The following is a 17,881-nucleotide window of genomic DNA, read 5'->3' as shown; positions in this document are numbered from 1 at the left end:
GGTCGGCGTGGCCGTATGCAGCCAGCCAGTGAGTTGCACGCGTTTTTCCTCGGGCACGGATTCATGCAGCAGCGGCGTTCCGGCTGCCCATTCACCGCCGATGCCGAAGCCGGCGATGAAACGAAAGACCGCGAAGCTGATGATGCCGGTGGAGAGGCCGCACAAGGCGGTGAAGACCGAATAGACCAGCACAGTCCAGCACATGATCTGGACGCGGCCGAAGCGATCGGCGGCATAGCCCCAGACCATCGACGAGGCCCAGCCGAGCATGAAGATGGAAAACAGCATGCCGCCATAGATGCCGATGTTGGCGCGGCTCGCCTCGATGCCGCTGGCGGGCAACAATTCGGTCAGCGCGCCAACAAGGACATAGCCATAGACGGCACTGTCGAAGCCATCGAGCATCCAGCCGAACCATGTGGCCCAGAATATCCTGATGGGTGAAACACCGGCATCATCGACGGCGGACGCAGCATGATCGGTGATCCACGCCATAGCTCCTCCCGAACTTCTTTTGTTGTTGGGTCGAGTATGACGGCGATCGCAACCGGCGGGACCACCCGCAAATGCGATGGAGGAATACGCGCAGAGAATGGCGCGACGGGTAACCACCTGGAAGCGCGGAGCGATCAACGCTCCGATGTCATCGGCGGGCTTGACCCGCGGATCCATCTTCAACTCCTGCGTCCGCGGCTCGAGACGGGTCACCGGGTCGAGCCTCGCGATGACCATGGAGAGCGACGCTCCACTTCCCTGAGTTACTCACATTTGCGGCACCGCAGTATCGGCACATGACACCGCCGCGTGAACGCCGAACCCCTGCATGCGCATCGGACATGGCCGGGCTGCGCCTGATTTTTATCATAGGCCTGTACAAGCTGCGATGTTCCGTCGCAGTTAAACCGGATACTCTCCGCGACAGCCGGTCGCATCAAGCGCCTCAACGGGATGGAAACAGCGATGCCCAAAAAGCCCTGGTACAAGATCCTCTACATCCAGGTGATCATCGCCATCATCATCGGCGTGGCGCTCGGTTACTTCTATCCCGATGCCGGCAAGGCGCTGAAGCCGCTCGGCGACGGCTTCATCGCGCTGATCAAGATGATGATCGCGCCGGCGATCTTCTGCACCGTGGTGCATGGCATCGCCTCCATCGGCGACATGAGCAAGGTCGGCCGCATCGGCGGCAAGACGCTGCTGTATTTCGAGGTCGTGTCCTCGGTGGCACTTTTGGTGGGCCTGCTGGTCGGCCATTTCCTGCAGCCCGGCGCCGGCTTCAACATCGATCCCGCCTCGCTCGATGCGAAGTCGGTGGCGAATTACGTGACGCGCGCGAAGGAGGAGAGTTTCGTCAGCCATCTGATGGCGATCATCCCGACCTCCTATTTCGACTCGCTGGCCAAGGGCGACCTGCTGCAGGTGCTGCTGGTGGCGATCCTGTCGGGCTTTGCGATCTCGCATATGGGCAAGCCCGGCGAACGCATCGCCGAAGGCATCGACCTCGCCGGCAAGATGTTCTTCCGCATCATCGGCATGATCGTCTATCTCGCGCCGATCGGCGCCTTCGGCGCGATGGCCTTCACCATCGGCTCGTTCGGCCTCGGTGCGCTGGTCAATCTCGGCTATCTGATCGTGACGTTCTATGCGGCGTCGCTGCTGTTCGTGCTGGTGGTGCTGGGCGGTATCGCGCGCGCTTTCGGCTTCTCGATCCTGCGCTTCATCGCCTATATCAAGGATGAGCTCCTGATCGTGCTCGGCACGTCATCATCGGAGACCGTGCTGCCGCGCATGATCACCAAGATGGAAGCGCTCGGTGCATCCAAGCCCGTCGTCGGACTCGTGATCCCGACCGGTTACAGTTTCAATCTCGACGGCACCAATATCTATATGACGCTCGCCACGCTGTTCCTTGCGCAGGCGACCAATACGGATCTCTCCTACGGCCAGATGGCTGCGATCCTCGGGGTCGCCATGCTGACCTCGAAAGGCGCCTCGGGCGTGACCGGCGCGGGCTTCGTCACGCTGGCGGCGACGCTGTCGATCATTCCCGACATCCCGATCACCTCGCTGGCGATCATCGTCGGCATCGACAAGTTCATGAGCGAATGCCGCGCGCTGACCAACCTGATCGGCAATGGCGTCGCCACCATCGTCATCAGCCGCTGGGAAGGCGAACTCGATGCGCACAAGCTGCATGAGGCGATGGCGCATCCCATCGCCTTCGGCGAAGAGATGGAGCACGTGCCGCTGGATCAGGACCCGGTGAAACCGGTGGCGCAAGGCTAGGCCTTGCTGAACCGGTCCAGCACGTTCTTCGTGATCTGCTGCGTATAGACATCGGCTTCGGTGAGGCCATTCACCCATTCGCAGGTGCCGGCGGTGAACACCTCGCCGGCGCCGCGCGCAAAATGCACGATCATGCCGCTGCCGCGCTTGTGGCGCTCGAGACTGTCGGCGGTGGGTTCGCCGAGCAGCGAATTGCGAAACTGCGCATCGCCATCGCCGAGCATCAGCGAGCTTTCGAATTCCGGCAGCCCGCTTTCGGCCAGCGTCGCAAATCCCATGGCAAGGATTGTCAGGCCATCCGGCGCGCCGTCGGTTCCTGTCGGCACGGGAAGGCCATCCTCGAACGTGTAGTCGACGCCGTCCATCTCGTAGCCGAAGATGCTGGCCTCGTCGCCGAACATGTCGGCATAGCCGAGACCGGTGCCGGCAAAAGCCCAGTGCTCGGGCCGGAACACGTTGAAGCCGCGCGCCGCACGCTGCGCCATGCCGCCGAATGCAGCATAGATGCCGCGCAGCGCATTGACCCCGAATGTCCTGGCGCCGGGATGATCGATCTGCGGATCTTCCCATGCGCTCGTCATGCGCGGCGTGCCGGACAGCGGATCGAGACGCCGCGCGTCGTATTTGTAGGCGATCTGCGTCTGGCTCTCGCGCTCCAGCCGGATCTGCCACAGGAAATTGCCGGCGAAGCGCGCGACACGGCCGCCGGCTTCGACATAGGCATCCACTGCATCGCGCATCTCGCGCGACCAGTATTCGTCATGACCGACGAATACCGCGCAGGGATAGTCGTCGAGCACATGGGGATCGTCGTGCAGCTCGTCCTGGGTGATCACATCGAAGCGATAGCCATTGGCCTCGGCCCATTGCAGGAACGGCCGTTCATAGGAGGCCCAGCCGGCGAGCGAATAATACCGGGTGTAGCCATTGATGAAGGCCCATTCGATGGCGTCATAGCGCGCCGGCCCGGGCTTTTTCGGCCGCACCTCGTTGACACAGCGCGGTGCACCGCGCGGCAGCCAGATCTGGCCACGCGCCCATGGCCGCAACGCCGACAGATGCGGCGCGCGACCGCGCGGCAATCCGGCATTGGTGCCGAAATAATGATTGGCGCCGCCCCAGTCGTTATAGGCCGACCATGTCGAGGTCGACGCCACCAGCGCCAGCGCGCCTTCGCTGCGCTTGCGCGCGCGATAGATGAACAGATGATGCCCGATGACCTCGCGCTGCGCGGTGGTCTCGTCGCGGATTTCCACGAGATAGCCGCCGCACACGAGATCGTCCGGCAACGTCCAGCTCAGGAATGCCGGCCAGCCGCAGCCGGCTTCATACACCCTGTCCGGCACCGCGCAGAATTGCGCATCCCTGACGCCCGAACTGAACACCACGGCGCCATCGCCGGGATCGCGGCGGATGGTCAGCGACACCTTGGCGACCGTGGCAGACAGATGCAGCGTGACAGTGTCACCGGGGCCGTAAGCCCTGCGATCCGAATAGCACCACGCGGCCTTCTCGCCATCGGGCGACGGGATCTCGACCCACACCTCGCGCGCGCCGCGGCGCGGTCCCGAAATGACCGAGGCCAGGCGATCGCCACCAGGGCGCTGGCCGCGCGCATTGTCGGAATCAGGAACGGTCATGACGAACTCCAGAGATAAGATTGACGCTCGCGTAGATCACGCGTCGCGGATGACGTCGGTGCGGTGGGTGCCGTCGCGATGCTGCTGCCAATAGGCATCCTTGATGCGCAGCGAGACTGGCCCCGGACGATCATTGCCGAGGATGGTGCCATTGATGCGCGCGGCCGGCATCACGCCGCCTGCGGTGGTCGCCAGAAACACCTCGTCGGCGTCTTCCAGTTCATCACGGCGGACCGGCGCGATCGCGGCGGGGATTCCCAGCATGCCGCAGAGTTCGAGCACGCTCTTGCGCGTGATGCCGTGCAAACTGCCGCGATCCGGCGTGCGCACCTGCCCGTCCTTGACGATGAAGACATTGAAGCCCGGACCTTCGGTAACGAAGCCGGCGTCGTCGCAGACAATGGCGGAATCGAAGCCATTGTCCTGCGCCTCGAACAATCCGCTGGTGAAGTCGCTCCATTGATAGTTCTTCACTGTCGGATCGACGGACGCATCGGGCACGCGCGGCTTCGTCGCGATCCACAGATGCGCGCCACGTGCCTGCACGTCTTTCGGGATCACGTCGATCCACGGCACCGCATAGGCCATGAAGTGATTGTCGCAGTCCTCGATCTTGCGCGAACCGGGAATGCGCGGCCGGCCGCGCAACGCGACCATGGCGACATAGGAGTCGCTCAATCCGGTCAAGGCCACGCAGCGATGCAGGATCGCCTCTATCTGCGCACGCGACTCAGGCGGCGCGAGCCGGCGCGTGCGCATCGATACCGCGAAGCGGTCGAGATGGTCGGCGAGTCGGTAGAAGCCGTCTTCAAACACATGCACGACGTCGTAGACGGCGTCGGAGCGGGTAAAGGCCCAATCCAGCGGCGAAATGCTGGCCTCCGCAATCGGAACGAAGGCGCCGCGCACGAACGCAGCTCCGCCCTGAAACCGGCTTTGCATGCGTGACCTTCCCTTGTGCTGACATCACCTGCTGCGATGCTCGCCGGTCACGGCCGCGATGACAATATCATCCGCCCTTCGTGTCGGTCAGGGCGCCATGCGAAATCGTCGGTCAGGATCTGGAATCCGGCATCAGCGCGGAGACGGCCTCGCTGCTGGCATCGGCACTGGTCACCAGCAGATATCGCCCATGCTGCAGCGTTGCGGCGCTCGCCACGACGACCGCGCGCTTCGGGCAGATACCGAGACAACTCGTCATCACCACGCGCGGCGATTTTACGTCCTGCTTGCGGCTTCGCTTTTTGGAGTCCGATTTGAGCGCCTTGCGCAGCTTCTTGCCGTCATCGATGCGGCCGAGGCATTTCTTGCAGACAAGGATCGGCGGCGCTCGGCGCAGTCTTGCAGGGATGACGGGTTTGGGAGCCATGACGTCTATATAGACGCCCGGCTCCCAAAAGCGATCACCCGGAACGGCGGTTCGACGTATTCTGTACGAGATTGCCGTGGGCCGCCTGCTCGCGAATATTATGTTTCTCGTCGTCACGATGGCCCTTGGTTTCGTCGAGCGGCACTTTCGGCACGTTCGACGGGCCCTTGTCGCTGCGGTTCTCTTCGGGGACCGGCTGGATGTGCTTGGTCATATGTCCCTCCGTTCGTGAACACCGGACCAACGCAAGGTGTTGGGCCACGTTCCGAACCGAGCTGCGTGATCGGCCATCCGCGATTTCCCAGCGGAATACCGCCGAACCATTGAACCTTCAAATGCGTTGCGTTGACGCATTGATGTGGTGGTCGGGGAAAGCTGCATGAAAGTCGCCTTGTTGATCCTGCTGGGCCTCGTCCTCGGACTGCTCGGCGGCGGCGCACTCGGCCTCGGCGCCGGCGTGGCCTGGGTCGAATTCTTCAGGACCACGAATTTCGAAGGCTACAGCGCCATGCTGGTGTTCTTCACCTTCACGCCGATCGGCGCACTGCTCGGTGCCGTCGCGGGCGCCATCCTGTTCGGCATCGTCGCATCCCGCCCCGTCGAACTCAGCGTCGAACATCTGCAGCACCGGGACCGGGATACCCTCCGCCGGTAGGCCTTGCCCTTCGTCAGCGATTGATGAGTCAATCAGCATTTGTGCATTGCAAAAATATACATTGCAGCGCACGCGAAATTATATTACTTTAAGCCTCAATTGATTTCTGACGTCCGCCCGAGCCCATTGCCGCTGCTCGGGCCTTTCTGTTTCAGCCATTCGGGATCTGCACAAAATGACAGAGCATTGCCTCTGGCGTTTGTCGCGCGCGTTGTATCGCGCGATCAACGATCAGCAATTCGACGACCTCGCCGCAATGATCGACGACAATGTCGACTGGGCCGTGTTCGGTCCGATCGACATGTTTCCGTTTCTCGGCGCGCGCCACGGAAAGGCTGCCGTTATCGAGGTTTGCCGGCAGATCGCACAGAATGTCCGCGTGCATCGCTATGAGCGCGAACACGTGCTGCTCAGCGAGGATTCCGGTTCTGCCATGATGCGCTTTTCGCTGACCGCGCTCGATACCAATCGACCGATCAGCCTGCGCCTCGCACAGTTCGCGCATTTCCGCGCCGGCCGGCTGATCAGCATGCGGGTGGTCGTTGATACATTCGACCTGGTCGAGCAGGCCTTAGGCCGCGCCATCCATCTGCCGAAGATCGCGTGATCGTGGGTTGCGGTTGAATGCTGCGATGCCATAATTTTGCCGATGGTGGCGGTATGATCTGCGGACCAACGCGATCTGCTGGGCATGGGCATGATGGCTGCGAAAACAGTATATTTTCATCGACTTTGCTTCGTTGCGACGGTTTGCGCGGGCGCATTCGCCTCGCCAGCCGCTGCGCAAAATCCGTGGGCCGGCATCAATGACGTCGAAACCCACGATCTCGCGCCGCCGCCCGGTGAAATCGAGCCGGTCGATACGTCGCCGCTGAAGAAGAACGATCCGTCGGAACCTGACTGGAGTTCGCTCGAGACCCACGACTTGCCAACCGCCAGAGGCTCGCTGCGCGAAAATCGTTCGTCGCTGATTGTCGGCAAGCAGACATCCTCGTGGACGTCGAATGACGGCAACGGTTCGTCGGCTGTCTCGGTGAAGCAATCCGTGCTGCCTTTCTGGGACACGCGCATCGGCGCCGACATGAATGTCGCGCGGCAAGGCGGCGCGCGCAGCGCGCAGGAGGCCTATCGCAACCAGTTCGGCGACGGCAACGAAGCCACATCCAGCGGCACAGCGTGGGCTGCGATGACGGCGCCCGGCGTCGGCTCGATCTGGGATCGGACCTCGCTCGAGGCCCGCGTCGACCCCTATTCCGACCAGACGAGGTTCGGGACCTCGATCAGCAAATCGGTACCGCTGGCCGGCAACCAGTATTCGCTGACGCTGCAGAGCGGCTACAACGTGATCCAGCAGGGCAGCATTCCGATGGTCGGCTATAACGGTCGCCCGACGCGCAGCTACGAGACCGACCAGCAGGCGCGTTTCAATATCTCGGATACCGGCACGAGCCTGCTCGCCGGCCAATCACTGGCAACCACGGATGACAAATGGTTGCGCAAGATCGGCGCAGAGCAGAAACTGTTCGGCGGTATCAATGTCACGGGTTCGCTGAGCGAAACATTGAGCGGTGTTACCAACAAGAGTCTTACCGCCGGCTTTAAGCACAGCTGGTAGCTTAAGTTTGTATACACTTTATCCGCGATTTTCAGGCAAAGAACGACCACTCGCCGCATATTGGCCGCTATCCTGTCAGAATCGACTGCGCAGATGACAATGTTGTTACGCCGTGCGGGGGACAGTCCGCGCGTCATGCGTCGACCAGGAGAAGCCCGATGACTGCAACTCGCCCAGAGCAACCCGAAGCCACGACCGAAGACAGCAACCTTGCTGCCGTCTCGGAAGTCGAAGCGGGGATCCGTGACTTCGTCCGCAACGACATCGCCTATCTGCGTCGCCCCGGCGCCAATGGCTCGACCACCGAAACGCCGGCCGCGGCCGATTCCTCGGCGCCGCTCGACTCCTCGACCGAAGCCACCGTCAGCAGCGTCAATTCGCTGATCCAGCGCGTTGCCGGCACCTCGCTGGCTGAAATCGAAAAGCTGATTGGCGAACTGGAAAGCCTGCGCGATCTGCTGCACGCCGAAGGACAGCGCGTCCAGCGCGAGATCTCGGGCTATGCGCAGCTCAGCCAGGCAGCCATGAAATCGACCCGCCTGATCGCCGACAACGTCGCCCAGTGGAAGCGCGCCGCTGACAACCTGCGCCACGACTGATCGGTAATTACATAGTGTTTTCAACGCCGTCCCGGCTCCGGGGCGGCGTTTTTCATGCAAATTTCAGAATCTTCGACGCAAATTCAATTGAACTTTAACCAGCTGTCCCCGACCAAGGTCTCAGGCAGAAAAACTGTCTGGGGTCTGGGGAGACATCCGTGCAAACGATTCGTCCGAATACCGCCGCGCCGATTCCGGCACGCGCGTCCGCGCCCAAAATGGGCACCATCATCGTTCGATTTTCCGGTTTGCTGCTGGTGGCGGTAGCGGTGATCGCCGTCGCCTGGAGCCGCTGATTTCAGCGGCAAGTCTGGATCAAAAAGTCCGTGTGGCCGCTCGCGCATTGGCGCAAGCGCCGCCTCAGTTACTCGCTGACGATCGCGCTGTTATCGAGCGTATAGGCACCGTCGGCATAACCCTTCACAACCATGCAAGTGCCGAACATCACGGCAAGCGTGATGCTGGCAAAGATGAAGCCGACAAATTTCAGTCCGGCGCGATCAGCCATTGTAGTCCCCAGTGATCTCTTGTCTCGCTTAAGGCCGGCTCGCTTGCGCGAACCTTACGTGCCTAAGCATTCGTTGAGCGTGAGTCGCACATCACGCTCACAAAGTTCAAAACACATTAACGTTGGGCTGGTTCCACGGGCAAAGTTGAACTGGGTTAATTGCCGCCGCTGCGTTGTGGCAGGAATACAATGCCGAGGAAAGAATAGACTTCCTCACCGCGCTGGTTCACCGCGACGTTCTTCGATTCGACGATACCCCAACCAGGCCTCGACGCGGTAGCGCGCGACGAGACGACTTCACTGGAATAGGTCAATGTATCGCCGGCAAGAACGGGCTTGAGCCAGCGCAGATCACGAAAACCGGGAGAAGGTCCGCCCGTTCCGAATTCCTCGCCGCGCGCTTCCGCTGCCTGGCGCGCACGCACGCCTTCCGCCACGATCAGTTTCATGCAGACCGAAGCGACGTGCCAACCGGACGCGGCGAGACCGCCGAAGATGGAATTGCGGCCGGCCTCTTCATCGAGATGAAAAGGCTGTGGATCGAATTCACGCGCGAAGGTTTTGATATTCTCGGCCGTAAAAGTGAAGGTGCCGAGCTCACGGCGAAGGCCGACTTTCATGTCATCGAGAAAGGGCATGTCACACCTGCTCTGCAGTCGCGCGACGACCGATCATGATCGGCACAGTCATGTCGGATACCGTCTGCCCCTTCGCATTGCGCGTTCTGCATCGGAAGGTCACGAGGCCCATCATGGGGCGCGATTGCGATGCGCGCGCCTCCAGCACTTCAACATCGAGTGTCAGCTCGTCGTCCGGGCGAAACGGCATCAGCCACTTCATTTCAGTCACACCGGGCGATCCCAGAGATGCCGTCTTGTGGAGGAAGCCGTCATAGATCATGCGCATCATGAGCGAGCACATATGCCAGCCCGAACCTGCGAGCCCCTTCAGCATCGAGGCCCTGGCAGCCTCTTCATCGAGATGCATCGGCTGCGGATCATATTCTTTGGCATAGGCGATGATTTCATCACGGGTGATCAGGCGGGGCCCGAAACTGCCGAAATGGCCCGGCTGAAAATCTTCGAATGTCAGGGTCATGATGGGAGATGCCGTCAAGGGAGCCTGATTGTGGCCGTTATTTGAGGCAATCTCAACCCGGTCGCGCGCATGGCTTGCCCGTAGCTGACGGGAGGGGAAACAGGCCCTTGATGCCCGCGACTTTGAACGTCACGTTGACGACCGGGGGAGATTTTCCAAATGTTCGAATTCCGCGACCTGTTCCAGTGGGACCGTTTCATCACGCCCACCATCATCAAGACCTTCTACTGGCTGGTGATCGCCCTGATCGTCCTGTTCGGAATTTCGGGCATCTTTTCCGGTCTCGCGACGATGGCCATCAGCCCGTTCGGCGGATTCATCATCCTGCTGTCGAGCCTCGCCAGCGTGATCGTCGGCATCATCGCCGCCCGCATCAGCGCCGAATTCGTGCTGATCGTGTTCCGCATCAACGAACACCTCGGCGCCATTCGCGATCAGGGCGAGCAGCGGCAGCACTAAGCCGATTTCGGATGCGATGCGGTTGGGGCCGCGTCGCATCCGGCAGTCAATCAGCGGTCAGGTATTAAACCGGAAGTGCAGCACATCGCCGTCATTGACGACGTATTCCTTGCCTTCCAGCCGCAGCTTGCCGCCGTCGCGGGCGCCGGCTTCGCCATTCAGCCTGACATAGTCGTCATAGCCGATGGTTTCAGCGCGGATGAACCCCTTCTCGAAGTCGGTGTGAATGACCGCTGCAGCCTGCGGCGCCTTGGTGCCCTTGGTGATAGTCCAGGCGCGCGCTTCCTTCGGGCCCACCGTGAAGTAGGTGATGAGCTGCAGCAGCGTGTAGCCGGCACGGATCAGGCGATCGAGGCCGGCTTCTTCAAGACCCAGCGTCTCGAGGAAATCGACGCGCTCTTCGCGCGACAGCGTAGCGATCTCGGATTCGATCTTCGCCGAAATGACGACCGCTTCGGCGCCTTCCTTCTTGGCGTGTTCGAACACCTTCTCGGAGAAGTTGTTGCCGTTCTGCGCCGAGCCTTCCTCGACATTGCAGACATAGAGAACAGGCTTCGATGTCAGCAGGCCGAGCATGCGGAACGCGCGTTCCTCTTCCGGCTTGCGCTCCATGCCGCGGGTCGGCTTGCCATCGCGCAGCAGCACCAGCGCGCGCTGCAGCAGATCGAGCTGATCCTTGGCGTCCTTGTCGTTGCCTTTGGCCTTCTTGGTGAGATTCTCGACGCGTTTTTCGCAGGAATCGAGATCGGCCAGCATCAGTTCGGTTTCGATGATCTCGATATCCGCGAGCGGATCGACCTTGCCTTCCACATGGGTGATGTCGCCGTCCTCGAAGCAGCGCACCACATGGGCGACGGCATCGACTTCGCGGATGGTGGCGAGGAACTGATTACCGAGGCCTTCTCCCTTCGAGGCGCCCTTAACAAGACCGGCGATGTCGACGAAGGTCAGGCGGGTCGGAATGATCTGCTGCGACTTGCCGATCTCCGCCAGCTTGTCGAGGCGCTTGTCCGGCACCGCTACCTCACCGACATTCGGCTCGATGGTGCAGAACGGGTAATTCGCGGCCTGCGCGGCAGCGGTTTCAGTGAGTGCATTGAACAGCGTCGATTTGCCGACATTCGGCAGCCCGACGATCCCGCATTTGAATCCCATGACCCTGTCCTAATTCTTCGACGGCTTCTCAGCGGAGCCGTTGTCGTCCTTCGACGTGAAACCTTTGGCCTGCATCGTCAGATGCACCTTGTTCTGGAACGACGAGTCGTTGCCGCCGACGAGCAGTCCGACATGGTCGGACACCGCATCGTTGAAGGCTTCGAGCTGCTGCCGTTCGGCCTTGGCGAAATCACTCAGCACGTGACCATGCACCAGTTCCTTGGCACCGGGATGTCCGATGCCGAGGCGCACGCGGCGATAGTCGTTGCCGACATGGGCGGAGATCGAGCGCAGGCCGTTATGCCCGGCAATGCCGCCGCCGACCTTCACGCGCACCTTGGCGAAAGGCAGCTCCAACTCGTCGTGAAACACGGCGATATCGCCGAGTGAAATCTTGAAGAAACTGGCGGCTTCCTGCACGGAGCGGCCGGATTCATTCATGAAGGTCATCGGCTTCAGCAGGATGACGCGTTCGCTGCCGAGCGTGCCTTCCGAGGTCTCGCCCTGAAAACGACGGCGCCACGGTGCGAAACCGTGACGCCGCGCAATCTCGTCGAGAACCATGAACCCGATATTGTGCCGGTTGCCCTGGTATTTTGCACCAGGGTTTCCAAGACCAACATAGAGGCGCATGACGCGGTCTCCCGCGCTGGCTTACTTCTTCTTCGCCGGAGCGGCGGCAGCAGCCGGAGCCTTGGCGCCAGCGGCCGGAGCCTTGGCACCTGCAGCCGGAGCAGCAGCAGCCGGCGCAGCGCCAGCGGCCGGGGTCTCTTCACCATAGCCCGACGGCGGCACGATCGTGACCAGGGTCAGGTCGGCGTCGCGCGCGAGCGTCTTCACGCCCTTCGGCAGCTTGATGTCGGTGATGTGCAGGGACGAACCGATATCGAGCGTCGAGACGTCAGCTTCCAGATACTGCGGAATGCTGTCGGCTTCGGCTTCGAGTTCGATCGTGTGGGTGACAATGTTGATGGTGCCGCCACGCTTCACGCCCGGAGCAACTTCACCACCGTTAATGTGCAGCGGAACGCTGACGCGGATGGTGGCGCCTTCGCCGAGACGGAAGAAATCCACGTGGATCGGGAAATCCTTGACCGGATCGAGGTGATAGTCGCGCGGAATCACGCGGTGCTTCTGGCCGTCCAGCTCGATGTTGAAAATGGTGGTCAGGAAGCGGCCGGCCTGGATCCGCATGCGCAGTTCCTTGTCGTCCACCGAGATCGCCAGCGGGGGCTTGTTGTCACCATAGATCACAGCCGGGATACGGCCGGCGCGACGCTCTGCCCGTGCGGCCCCCTTGCCGCTCACCGGACGTGCGGTCGCCTTGAATTCCTTCACGGTCGCCATTGTCTAAGTCCTTGTTTCTGAAAAATTAAAGGCCGCTAGGCGGCCTGATTGGTCACGCTACAGCAAGCCTCCAGGGGTGCGGGGGCTGCAGACGTGCCGGGCTTGTAGCGCCATCGGACTGAAATGACAAGGAAATGTCAGGATTTTTCAGCCCGCCGAGATATCGGAACCGGGCTGACTGCGCGCGGCACCGAAGCTGCTGCGGCTGATCAGCCGCCGAGCTTGGCCTCCAGCGCGGCGATCCGGGCCTTCAGGGCCTCATTTTCCTCGCGGGCGAGACGGGCCATGTCCTTCACCGCCTCGAATTCCTCACGCTTCACGAGGTCAAGGTCGCGGAGGATTTTCTCGGCCTGGGTGCGGACAACCGTATCCACCTCGCGCTTGACGCCCTGGGCGGCGCCGGCGGCTTCGTTCATCAAGCGGCCGATCTCGTCGAATAACCGATTGCTGGTCTGGGTCATGGCAAGAACTCCGGTCGAAGAAACTCAAGAAACCGCATGGCGCGGCATGCCGACAATGGCGATCCCGCGCATTTACTTCAAGCGGCGCCCGGCTTCCACAGTCACAAACGCGAATATCCCTTAATTCGTCATGGCCTTGTGCTTTACTGCGATCATCGGGAGCCGTAAGCCCACACCATGCCCTTTCTCGCGATCGACTTTCCCGCCTTCAATCCCGTCGCCGTTGCGATCGGCCCGATCGTCATTCGCTGGTATGCGCTGGCCTATATCGCCGGCATCGTGATCGGCTGGGTCTATGCCCGGGCCCTGATCAAACGCGAAAAGCTCTGGGGCGGTCCGGCGCCGGTCTCGCTGATCCAGTTCGACGACTTCATCCTCTGGGTGACCCTCGGCATCATCATCGGCGGCCGCACCGGTGAGGTGCTGTTCTGGAATTTCCCTTACTACGCCGCGCATCCATGGGAAATCTTCCAGCTCTGGAACGGCGGCATGTCGTTCCACGGCGGCTATCTCGGCTGCGTCGTCGCGGTGATGGCCTTTGCCTGGGCGAACCGCATCTCCATCCTGTCGCTTGGCGATCTCACCTGCGCGGTGGCGCCGATCGGCATCTTTCTCGGCCGTGTTGCCAATTTCATCAATGGCGAGTTGTGGGGCCGCGTCACCGATGCCAGCGTGCCATGGGCCGTCATCTTTCCGCACGCGGGACCGCAGCCGCGTCATCCGAGCCAACTCTATGAGGCCGGCCTCGAAGGCCTGCTGCTCTTTATCATCCTCGCCATCATGGTGCGCATGGGCGCGCTCAAACGCCCCGGCCTGATCCTTGGCGCCTTCACCATTGTCTATGGGTGTGCGCGGATCGTCGGCGAGCTGTTCCGCGAGCCCGATGCACCGACCGGTTTTGTCATCGGCCAGGTCACCATGGGACAATTGTTGTCGGTACCGATGATCGCAGTCGGACTCGTGCTGATTGTGCGTGCATGCCGCTTGCCGGTCCGCGCCCAACTCCATCCAGGCAAGGCGTGACCGTGGCTGACACATCTCCGCTGCTCGACGAGATCAAGCGCCTGATCCGCGCCACCGGCCCAATGCCGGTGTGGCGCTATATGGAACTGTGCCTGACGCATCCGCGCCATGGCTATTACATCGCGCGCGATCCGCTCGGCCGCGAGGGTGACTTCACGACCTCGCCGGAAGTCAGCCAGATGTTCGGCGAACTGCTCGGCCTGTGGGCGGCGTCGGTCTGGCGCGGCATGGATTCACCCACCGAATTGCATCTGATCGAACTCGGTCCCGGCCGCGGCACCATGATGGCAGACGCACTACGCGCCATGCGGGTACTGCCGGATCTGTATCAGGCACTGCATGTGCATCTCGTCGAGATCAATCCGGTGCTGCGCGAAAAGCAAAAGGCATCGCTGCCGGCGCTGCGCAGCCTGACTTGGCACGACAGCCTCGCCACCGTACCGGACGGCCCGAGCGTGATCTTCGCCAACGAATATTTCGATGTGCTGCCAATCCATCAGGCCATCAAGCGCGACGGCGGCTGGCACGAGCGCACTGTCGATATCGGCGCCGATGGCCAGCTCATTTTCGGCGCCTCGGCCGAGCCGATCGCGCGCTTCGACCTGTTGCTGCCACCTCTCGTGCGTGCCGCGCCGACCGGCGCGATCTTCGAATGGCGGCCGGACAGCGAGGTAATGGCCATTGCCAGCCGCCTGCGCGACCAGGGCGGCGCGGCCGTCATCATCGATTACGGCCATGTACGCAGCGATGCCGGCGATACGCTGCAGGCCATCGCGAAGCACAGCTACACCGATCCGCTGAAAAATCCTGGCCATGCCGACATCACCGCGCATGTGGACTTCCAGGCGCTGGCGCGCGCTGCGGAAGATGTCGGCGCACGCGTTCACGGGCCGCTGACGCAGGGCGAATTCCTCAAGCGCCTCGGTATAGAGACGCGCGCCATGACGCTGATGGCGAAAGCCACGCCGGACGTATCCGAAACCGTATCGAGCGCCTTGAAGCGCCTGATCGATAGCGGCCGCGGCGGCATGGGCTCGATGTTCAAGGTGATCGGAATTTCCGATCCGAAGCTCGAAACACTGGTGGCGTTGAGCGACACGCCGGAGATGCCACAATGAAGACCTTCTCCTCGGCTGCGCTCTCCGATCTTCCCGGCCTGCGCCATGCCTTCTTCACGCGCGACGGCGGCGTTTCGAAAGGCATCTACGCCGGCCTCAACGGGGGTCTCGGCTCGGACGACAGTCCCGCTGACGTCGCCGAAAACCGTAAACGCATGGCCGAGGCCATAGGCGTCGGCATCGATCATTTCATGACTGTGCATCAGATCCACTCGCCTGATGTTGCCGTGGCGACCACGCCGTGGGACGTGGCATCGCGTCCGCGTGCCGATGCGATGGTGACGGCGACGCCCGGCATCGCGCTTGGTGTCACCACTGCCGATTGTGGCCCAGTGCTGTTTGCCGATCCGAAAGCAGGCGTGATTGGCGCCGCCCATGCCGGCTGGAAAGGCGCATTCACCGGCGTGCTCGAAAACACGATCAACGAGATGGAAAAGCTAGGTGCCAACCGCCCCGACATCACCGTCGCCATCGGGCCGCTGATCCGGCAACCCAGTTATGAGGTCGGCGCCGAATTCGTCACCCGCTTTACCGATGCCGATCCGGATTTCGCACGGTTCTTCATCCCGTCATCGCGCGAGAACCATTCGATGTTCGACCTCGCCGGCTTCATCCGCATGCGGCTGGTGGGCGCGGGGATCACGGCCATCGACGACACCGGCATCGATACCTATCCGGACGAGCAACTGTTCTCCTATCGCCGCACGGTTCATCGCAAGGAATCGGACTATGGCCGGCAGATTCACGCCATCGTGCTGGCGCGTTAACCATCACGGGCATTCGACCGGCGACCTAACTACTTACAATTTAAAGAAAATTGCAGCGAAAGCGTCATTGGCGCGTGCACCTTGGCAAGATCTGCGACGCTCTCGCCCTAGACCTTAACGCATTTTAACGATATCGCTCCGGTGTTCGGCAGCCCATCTCGCTGCCGCCCCACGGACGACAGCGCATGCGATTTCCTGCCGTTTCTGCCTCTCGAACCAAGCCGCTGGCTGCAGCTATCATGCTCGGCGTGACGCTTGGCCTCGGTGGCTGCATGAGCACGCAGGACGGCGGGCCGATGAATGCCCAGGCCAGCATGAATACCGCCAGCATGTCATCCGCCAGCGGTCCGACCGTCACCTTTGAGTCCATTGACGGCCCGCCGCCCCAGGTGTTCGAGCGCATGGTCAGCGTGCTCGACAGCGAAGCCAAGCTGCGCAACGTTGCCGTGGTGTCGCGCAAGGACAGCGCCGCCTTCCGCGTCCGCAGCTATCTGTCGGCGCAGATCCGTGGCCACAATACCTCCATCGCCTGGGTCTGGGACGTCTATGACCGCGAACAGAACCGCGCCTTCCGCCTCAGCGGCGAAGAAAGCACCGGCAAGGGCAGCCGCGATGCCTGGGGCACCGCCGACGATGTCACGCTGCGCCGGATCGCCCAGGCTGGCCTGACCGGCCTCAACGGCATGATCAATGGCGCTGCGCCTGCTGAAAGTGGGCCCGAGCCCGCCCCCGCCATGCGCGGACCGGCCATGGCCAGCACCACAGAGTTGCCGGCGCAAGCGACTGCATTCGCCGACGCGAACTGATTTCAGACCGCGTTAAGCAGCGACCCGATTTTGCGCAGGAAAACCGTCATCTGCGGGTTGCAAACTGTGACATCTCCGCGATATCACCTCGCTCAGCTAGACTAGTTCTTGTGGGTAACCCGATATGTTGAACGTTGTATCCACCAAACCGCGGGGAGACGCGTCGATGTCGGGCAAAAATGGTTCCATCAAGCTCGTCGCTGGCAACTCTAATCCGATCCTCGCCAAGGAGATCGCCGATTGGCTGAAGATGCCGCTGACCAAGGCCAGCGTGCGCCGCTTCGCCGATATGGAGATCTTCGTCGAGATCCAGGAAAATGTCCGCGGCTCCGATGTGTTCATCATCCAGTCGACGTCGTTTCCGACCAACGACCATTTGATGGAATTGCTGATCATGACCGATGCGCTGCGCCGCGCCTCGGCCCGCCGCATCACCGCGGTGATCCCCTATTTCGGCTATGCGCGGCAGGACCGAAAAGTCGGCTCGCGGTCCCCGATCTCCGCCAAATTGGTGGCCAACATGATCACCCATGCCGGCGTCGACCGCGTCCTGACGCTCGACCTGCATGCGGGCCAGATCCAGGGCTTCTTCGATATCCCGACCGACAACCTCTATGCCGCCCCCGTGATGGTGCGCGACATCAAGGAAAAGTTCGATCTCACCAAGGTGATGGTGGTGTCGCCTGACGTCGGCGGCGTGGCGCGCGCGCGCGGTCTCGCCAAGCGCATCAATACGCCGCTGGCGATCGTCGACAAGCGCCGCGAACGCGCCGGCGAATCCGAAGTGATGAACGTGATCGGCGACGTGGCCGGCTATACCTGCATCCTGATCGACGACATCGTCGACTCCGGCGGCACGCTGGTCAACGCAGCCGACGCCCTGCTCGCCAATGGCGCCAAGGAAGTCTACGCCTATCTTACCCACGGCGTGCTCTCCGGCGGCGCCGCTGCGCGCATCGGCGGATCGAAGCTGAA

General features: G+C 61.9%; 24 protein-coding genes. 12 read left to right on the top strand and 12 right to left on the bottom strand.

Translation table 11 applies throughout. From position 1 onward, the window contains the following. Positions 1-495: MFS transporter (locus ACIQ17_RS19250; RefSeq protein WP_398470671.1), on the bottom strand; the 495-nt coding region annotated here is incomplete at its 3' end. Between the two features lie 465 nt (positions 496-960). Between ACIQ17_RS19250 and ACIQ17_RS19245 the strand changes: the two genes are divergently transcribed. Next, positions 961-2,286, top strand: a complete 1,326-nt coding sequence (locus tag ACIQ17_RS19245; protein ID WP_398470670.1) for a dicarboxylate/amino acid:cation symporter — start codon at positions 961-963, stop codon at positions 2,284-2,286. Here the strand turns inward: ACIQ17_RS19245 and ACIQ17_RS19240 are convergent. From ACIQ17_RS19240 to ACIQ17_RS19225, 4 genes are all read right to left on the bottom strand, one after another. Beyond that, entirely contained in the window at positions 2,283-3,926 is a 1,644-nt protein-coding gene (locus tag ACIQ17_RS19240) for a N,N-dimethylformamidase beta subunit family domain-containing protein (RefSeq protein WP_398470669.1), read from the bottom strand. The two genes, ACIQ17_RS19245 and ACIQ17_RS19240, sit on opposite strands and share 4 nt — an antisense overlap. A 36-nt stretch (positions 3,927-3,962) precedes the next feature. After that, positions 3,963-4,868 (bottom strand): aminotransferase class IV, encoded by a 906-nt coding sequence (locus ACIQ17_RS19235; RefSeq protein WP_398470668.1) that lies wholly within the window; start codon positions 4,866-4,868, stop codon positions 3,963-3,965. 112 nt (positions 4,869-4,980) lie between these two features. After that, a complete protein-coding gene (locus ACIQ17_RS19230; protein ID WP_398470667.1) occupies positions 4,981-5,295 on the bottom strand; it encodes a (2Fe-2S) ferredoxin domain-containing protein in 315 nt (104 codons plus the stop codon). Between the two features lie 34 nt (positions 5,296-5,329). Beyond that, positions 5,330-5,509, bottom strand: a complete 180-nt coding sequence (locus ACIQ17_RS19225) for a hypothetical protein (RefSeq protein WP_398470666.1) — start codon at positions 5,507-5,509, stop codon at positions 5,330-5,332. A 165-nt stretch (positions 5,510-5,674) separates the two neighbouring features. Between ACIQ17_RS19225 and ACIQ17_RS19220 the strand changes: the two genes are divergently transcribed. The 5 genes from ACIQ17_RS19220 (at position 5,675) to ACIQ17_RS19200 (ending at position 8,460) form a co-directional block, all read left to right on the top strand. Beyond that, on the top strand, positions 5,675-5,950 hold the full coding sequence (locus ACIQ17_RS19220) for a hypothetical protein (RefSeq protein ID WP_398470665.1): 276 nt from the start codon (positions 5,675-5,677) through the stop codon (positions 5,948-5,950). A gap of 175 nt (positions 5,951-6,125) precedes the next feature. Then, entirely contained in the window at positions 6,126-6,557 is a 432-nt protein-coding gene (locus tag ACIQ17_RS19215) for a nuclear transport factor 2 family protein (RefSeq protein WP_398470664.1), read from the top strand. 93 nt (positions 6,558-6,650) lie between these two features. Continuing rightward, entirely contained in the window at positions 6,651-7,565 is a 915-nt protein-coding gene (locus tag ACIQ17_RS19210; protein ID WP_398470663.1) for a hypothetical protein, read from the top strand. 158 nt (positions 7,566-7,723) lie between these two features. Next, positions 7,724-8,164 (top strand): hypothetical protein, encoded by a 441-nt coding sequence (locus ACIQ17_RS19205; protein ID WP_398470662.1) that lies wholly within the window; start codon positions 7,724-7,726, stop codon positions 8,162-8,164. 158 nt (positions 8,165-8,322) lie between these two features. Beyond that, positions 8,323-8,460: a hypothetical protein gene (locus ACIQ17_RS19200; protein WP_398470661.1), complete on the top strand. Its 138-nt coding sequence runs from the start codon at positions 8,323-8,325 to the stop codon at positions 8,458-8,460. A gap of 68 nt (positions 8,461-8,528) precedes the next feature. Here the strand turns inward: ACIQ17_RS19200 and ACIQ17_RS19195 are convergent, their stop codons facing one another. The 3 genes from ACIQ17_RS19195 to ACIQ17_RS19185 all read right to left on the bottom strand — a co-directional run bounded on the left by ACIQ17_RS19195 (position 8,529) and on the right by ACIQ17_RS19185 (position 9,770). Further along, positions 8,529-8,672: a hypothetical protein gene (locus ACIQ17_RS19195; protein WP_398470660.1), complete on the bottom strand. Its 144-nt coding sequence runs from the start codon at positions 8,670-8,672 to the stop codon at positions 8,529-8,531. A gap of 155 nt (positions 8,673-8,827) precedes the next feature. Next, positions 8,828-9,310, bottom strand: a complete 483-nt coding sequence (locus ACIQ17_RS19190; RefSeq protein ID WP_398470659.1) for a MaoC family dehydratase — start codon at positions 9,308-9,310, stop codon at positions 8,828-8,830. A gap of 1 nt (position 9,311) precedes the next feature. Then, positions 9,312-9,770 carry a MaoC family dehydratase gene (locus tag ACIQ17_RS19185; RefSeq protein WP_398470658.1) on the bottom strand — a complete coding sequence of 153 codons (459 nt, stop codon included), beginning with the start codon at positions 9,768-9,770 and terminating at the stop codon, positions 9,312-9,314. Positions 9,771-9,929: 159 nt separating this feature from the next. Between ACIQ17_RS19185 and ACIQ17_RS19180 the strand changes: the two genes are divergently transcribed. Next, complete coding sequence (locus ACIQ17_RS19180; protein WP_398470657.1) at positions 9,930-10,229, top strand: DUF4282 domain-containing protein; 300 nt, start codon at positions 9,930-9,932, stop codon at positions 10,227-10,229. A gap of 57 nt (positions 10,230-10,286) precedes the next feature. Here the strand turns inward: ACIQ17_RS19180 and ychF are convergent, their stop codons facing one another. The 4 genes from ychF to ACIQ17_RS19160 all read right to left on the bottom strand — a co-directional run bounded on the left by ychF (position 10,287) and on the right by ACIQ17_RS19160 (position 13,192). Beyond that, positions 10,287-11,384 (bottom strand): redox-regulated ATPase YchF, encoded by a 1,098-nt coding sequence (ychF, locus tag ACIQ17_RS19175; RefSeq protein WP_398470656.1) that lies wholly within the window; start codon positions 11,382-11,384, stop codon positions 10,287-10,289. Between the two features lie 9 nt (positions 11,385-11,393). Next, positions 11,394-12,017 carry an aminoacyl-tRNA hydrolase gene (pth, locus tag ACIQ17_RS19170; protein ID WP_398470655.1) on the bottom strand — a complete coding sequence of 208 codons (624 nt, stop codon included), beginning with the start codon at positions 12,015-12,017 and terminating at the stop codon, positions 11,394-11,396. Positions 12,018-12,038: 21 nt separating this feature from the next. Further along, the gene (locus tag ACIQ17_RS19165) at positions 12,039-12,731 is read right to left on the bottom strand and encodes a 50S ribosomal protein L25/general stress protein Ctc (RefSeq protein WP_398470654.1); all 693 of its coding nucleotides are present in this window, start codon (positions 12,729-12,731) and stop codon (positions 12,039-12,041) included. Positions 12,732-12,940: 209 nt separating this feature from the next. Next, positions 12,941-13,192: an accessory factor UbiK family protein gene (locus ACIQ17_RS19160; RefSeq protein WP_398470653.1), complete on the bottom strand. Its 252-nt coding sequence runs from the start codon at positions 13,190-13,192 to the stop codon at positions 12,941-12,943. A 177-nt stretch (positions 13,193-13,369) separates the two neighbouring features. On the opposite strand from ACIQ17_RS19160, the gene lgt reads away from it, so the two are divergent. The 5 genes from lgt to ACIQ17_RS19135 all read left to right on the top strand — a co-directional run. Continuing rightward, complete coding sequence (gene lgt / locus ACIQ17_RS19155) at positions 13,370-14,215, top strand: prolipoprotein diacylglyceryl transferase (protein WP_398470652.1); 846 nt, start codon at positions 13,370-13,372, stop codon at positions 14,213-14,215. 62 nt (positions 14,216-14,277) lie between these two features. Beyond that, entirely contained in the window at positions 14,278-15,333 is a 1,056-nt protein-coding gene (locus ACIQ17_RS19150) for a class I SAM-dependent methyltransferase (RefSeq protein WP_398470672.1), read from the top strand. Beyond that, positions 15,330-16,100: a peptidoglycan editing factor PgeF gene (gene pgeF, locus ACIQ17_RS19145; RefSeq protein ID WP_398470651.1), complete on the top strand. Its 771-nt coding sequence runs from the start codon at positions 15,330-15,332 to the stop codon at positions 16,098-16,100. Before ACIQ17_RS19150 ends, pgeF begins: the two co-directional genes overlap by 4 nt. Positions 16,101-16,285: 185 nt before the next feature. After that, positions 16,286-16,906: a hypothetical protein gene (locus ACIQ17_RS19140; RefSeq protein WP_398470650.1), complete on the top strand. Its 621-nt coding sequence runs from the start codon at positions 16,286-16,288 to the stop codon at positions 16,904-16,906. Between the two features lie 166 nt (positions 16,907-17,072). Beyond that, positions 17,073-17,881: ribose-phosphate pyrophosphokinase (locus ACIQ17_RS19135; protein WP_398470649.1), on the top strand; the 809-nt coding region annotated here is incomplete at its 3' end.

It is taken from the genome of Tardiphaga sp., from assembly GCF_044340795.1.
In the GTDB taxonomy this organism is placed as follows: Bacteria; Pseudomonadota; Alphaproteobacteria; order Rhizobiales; family Xanthobacteraceae; genus Tardiphaga.
This window is presented reverse-complemented; position numbering and strand designations above follow the sequence as displayed.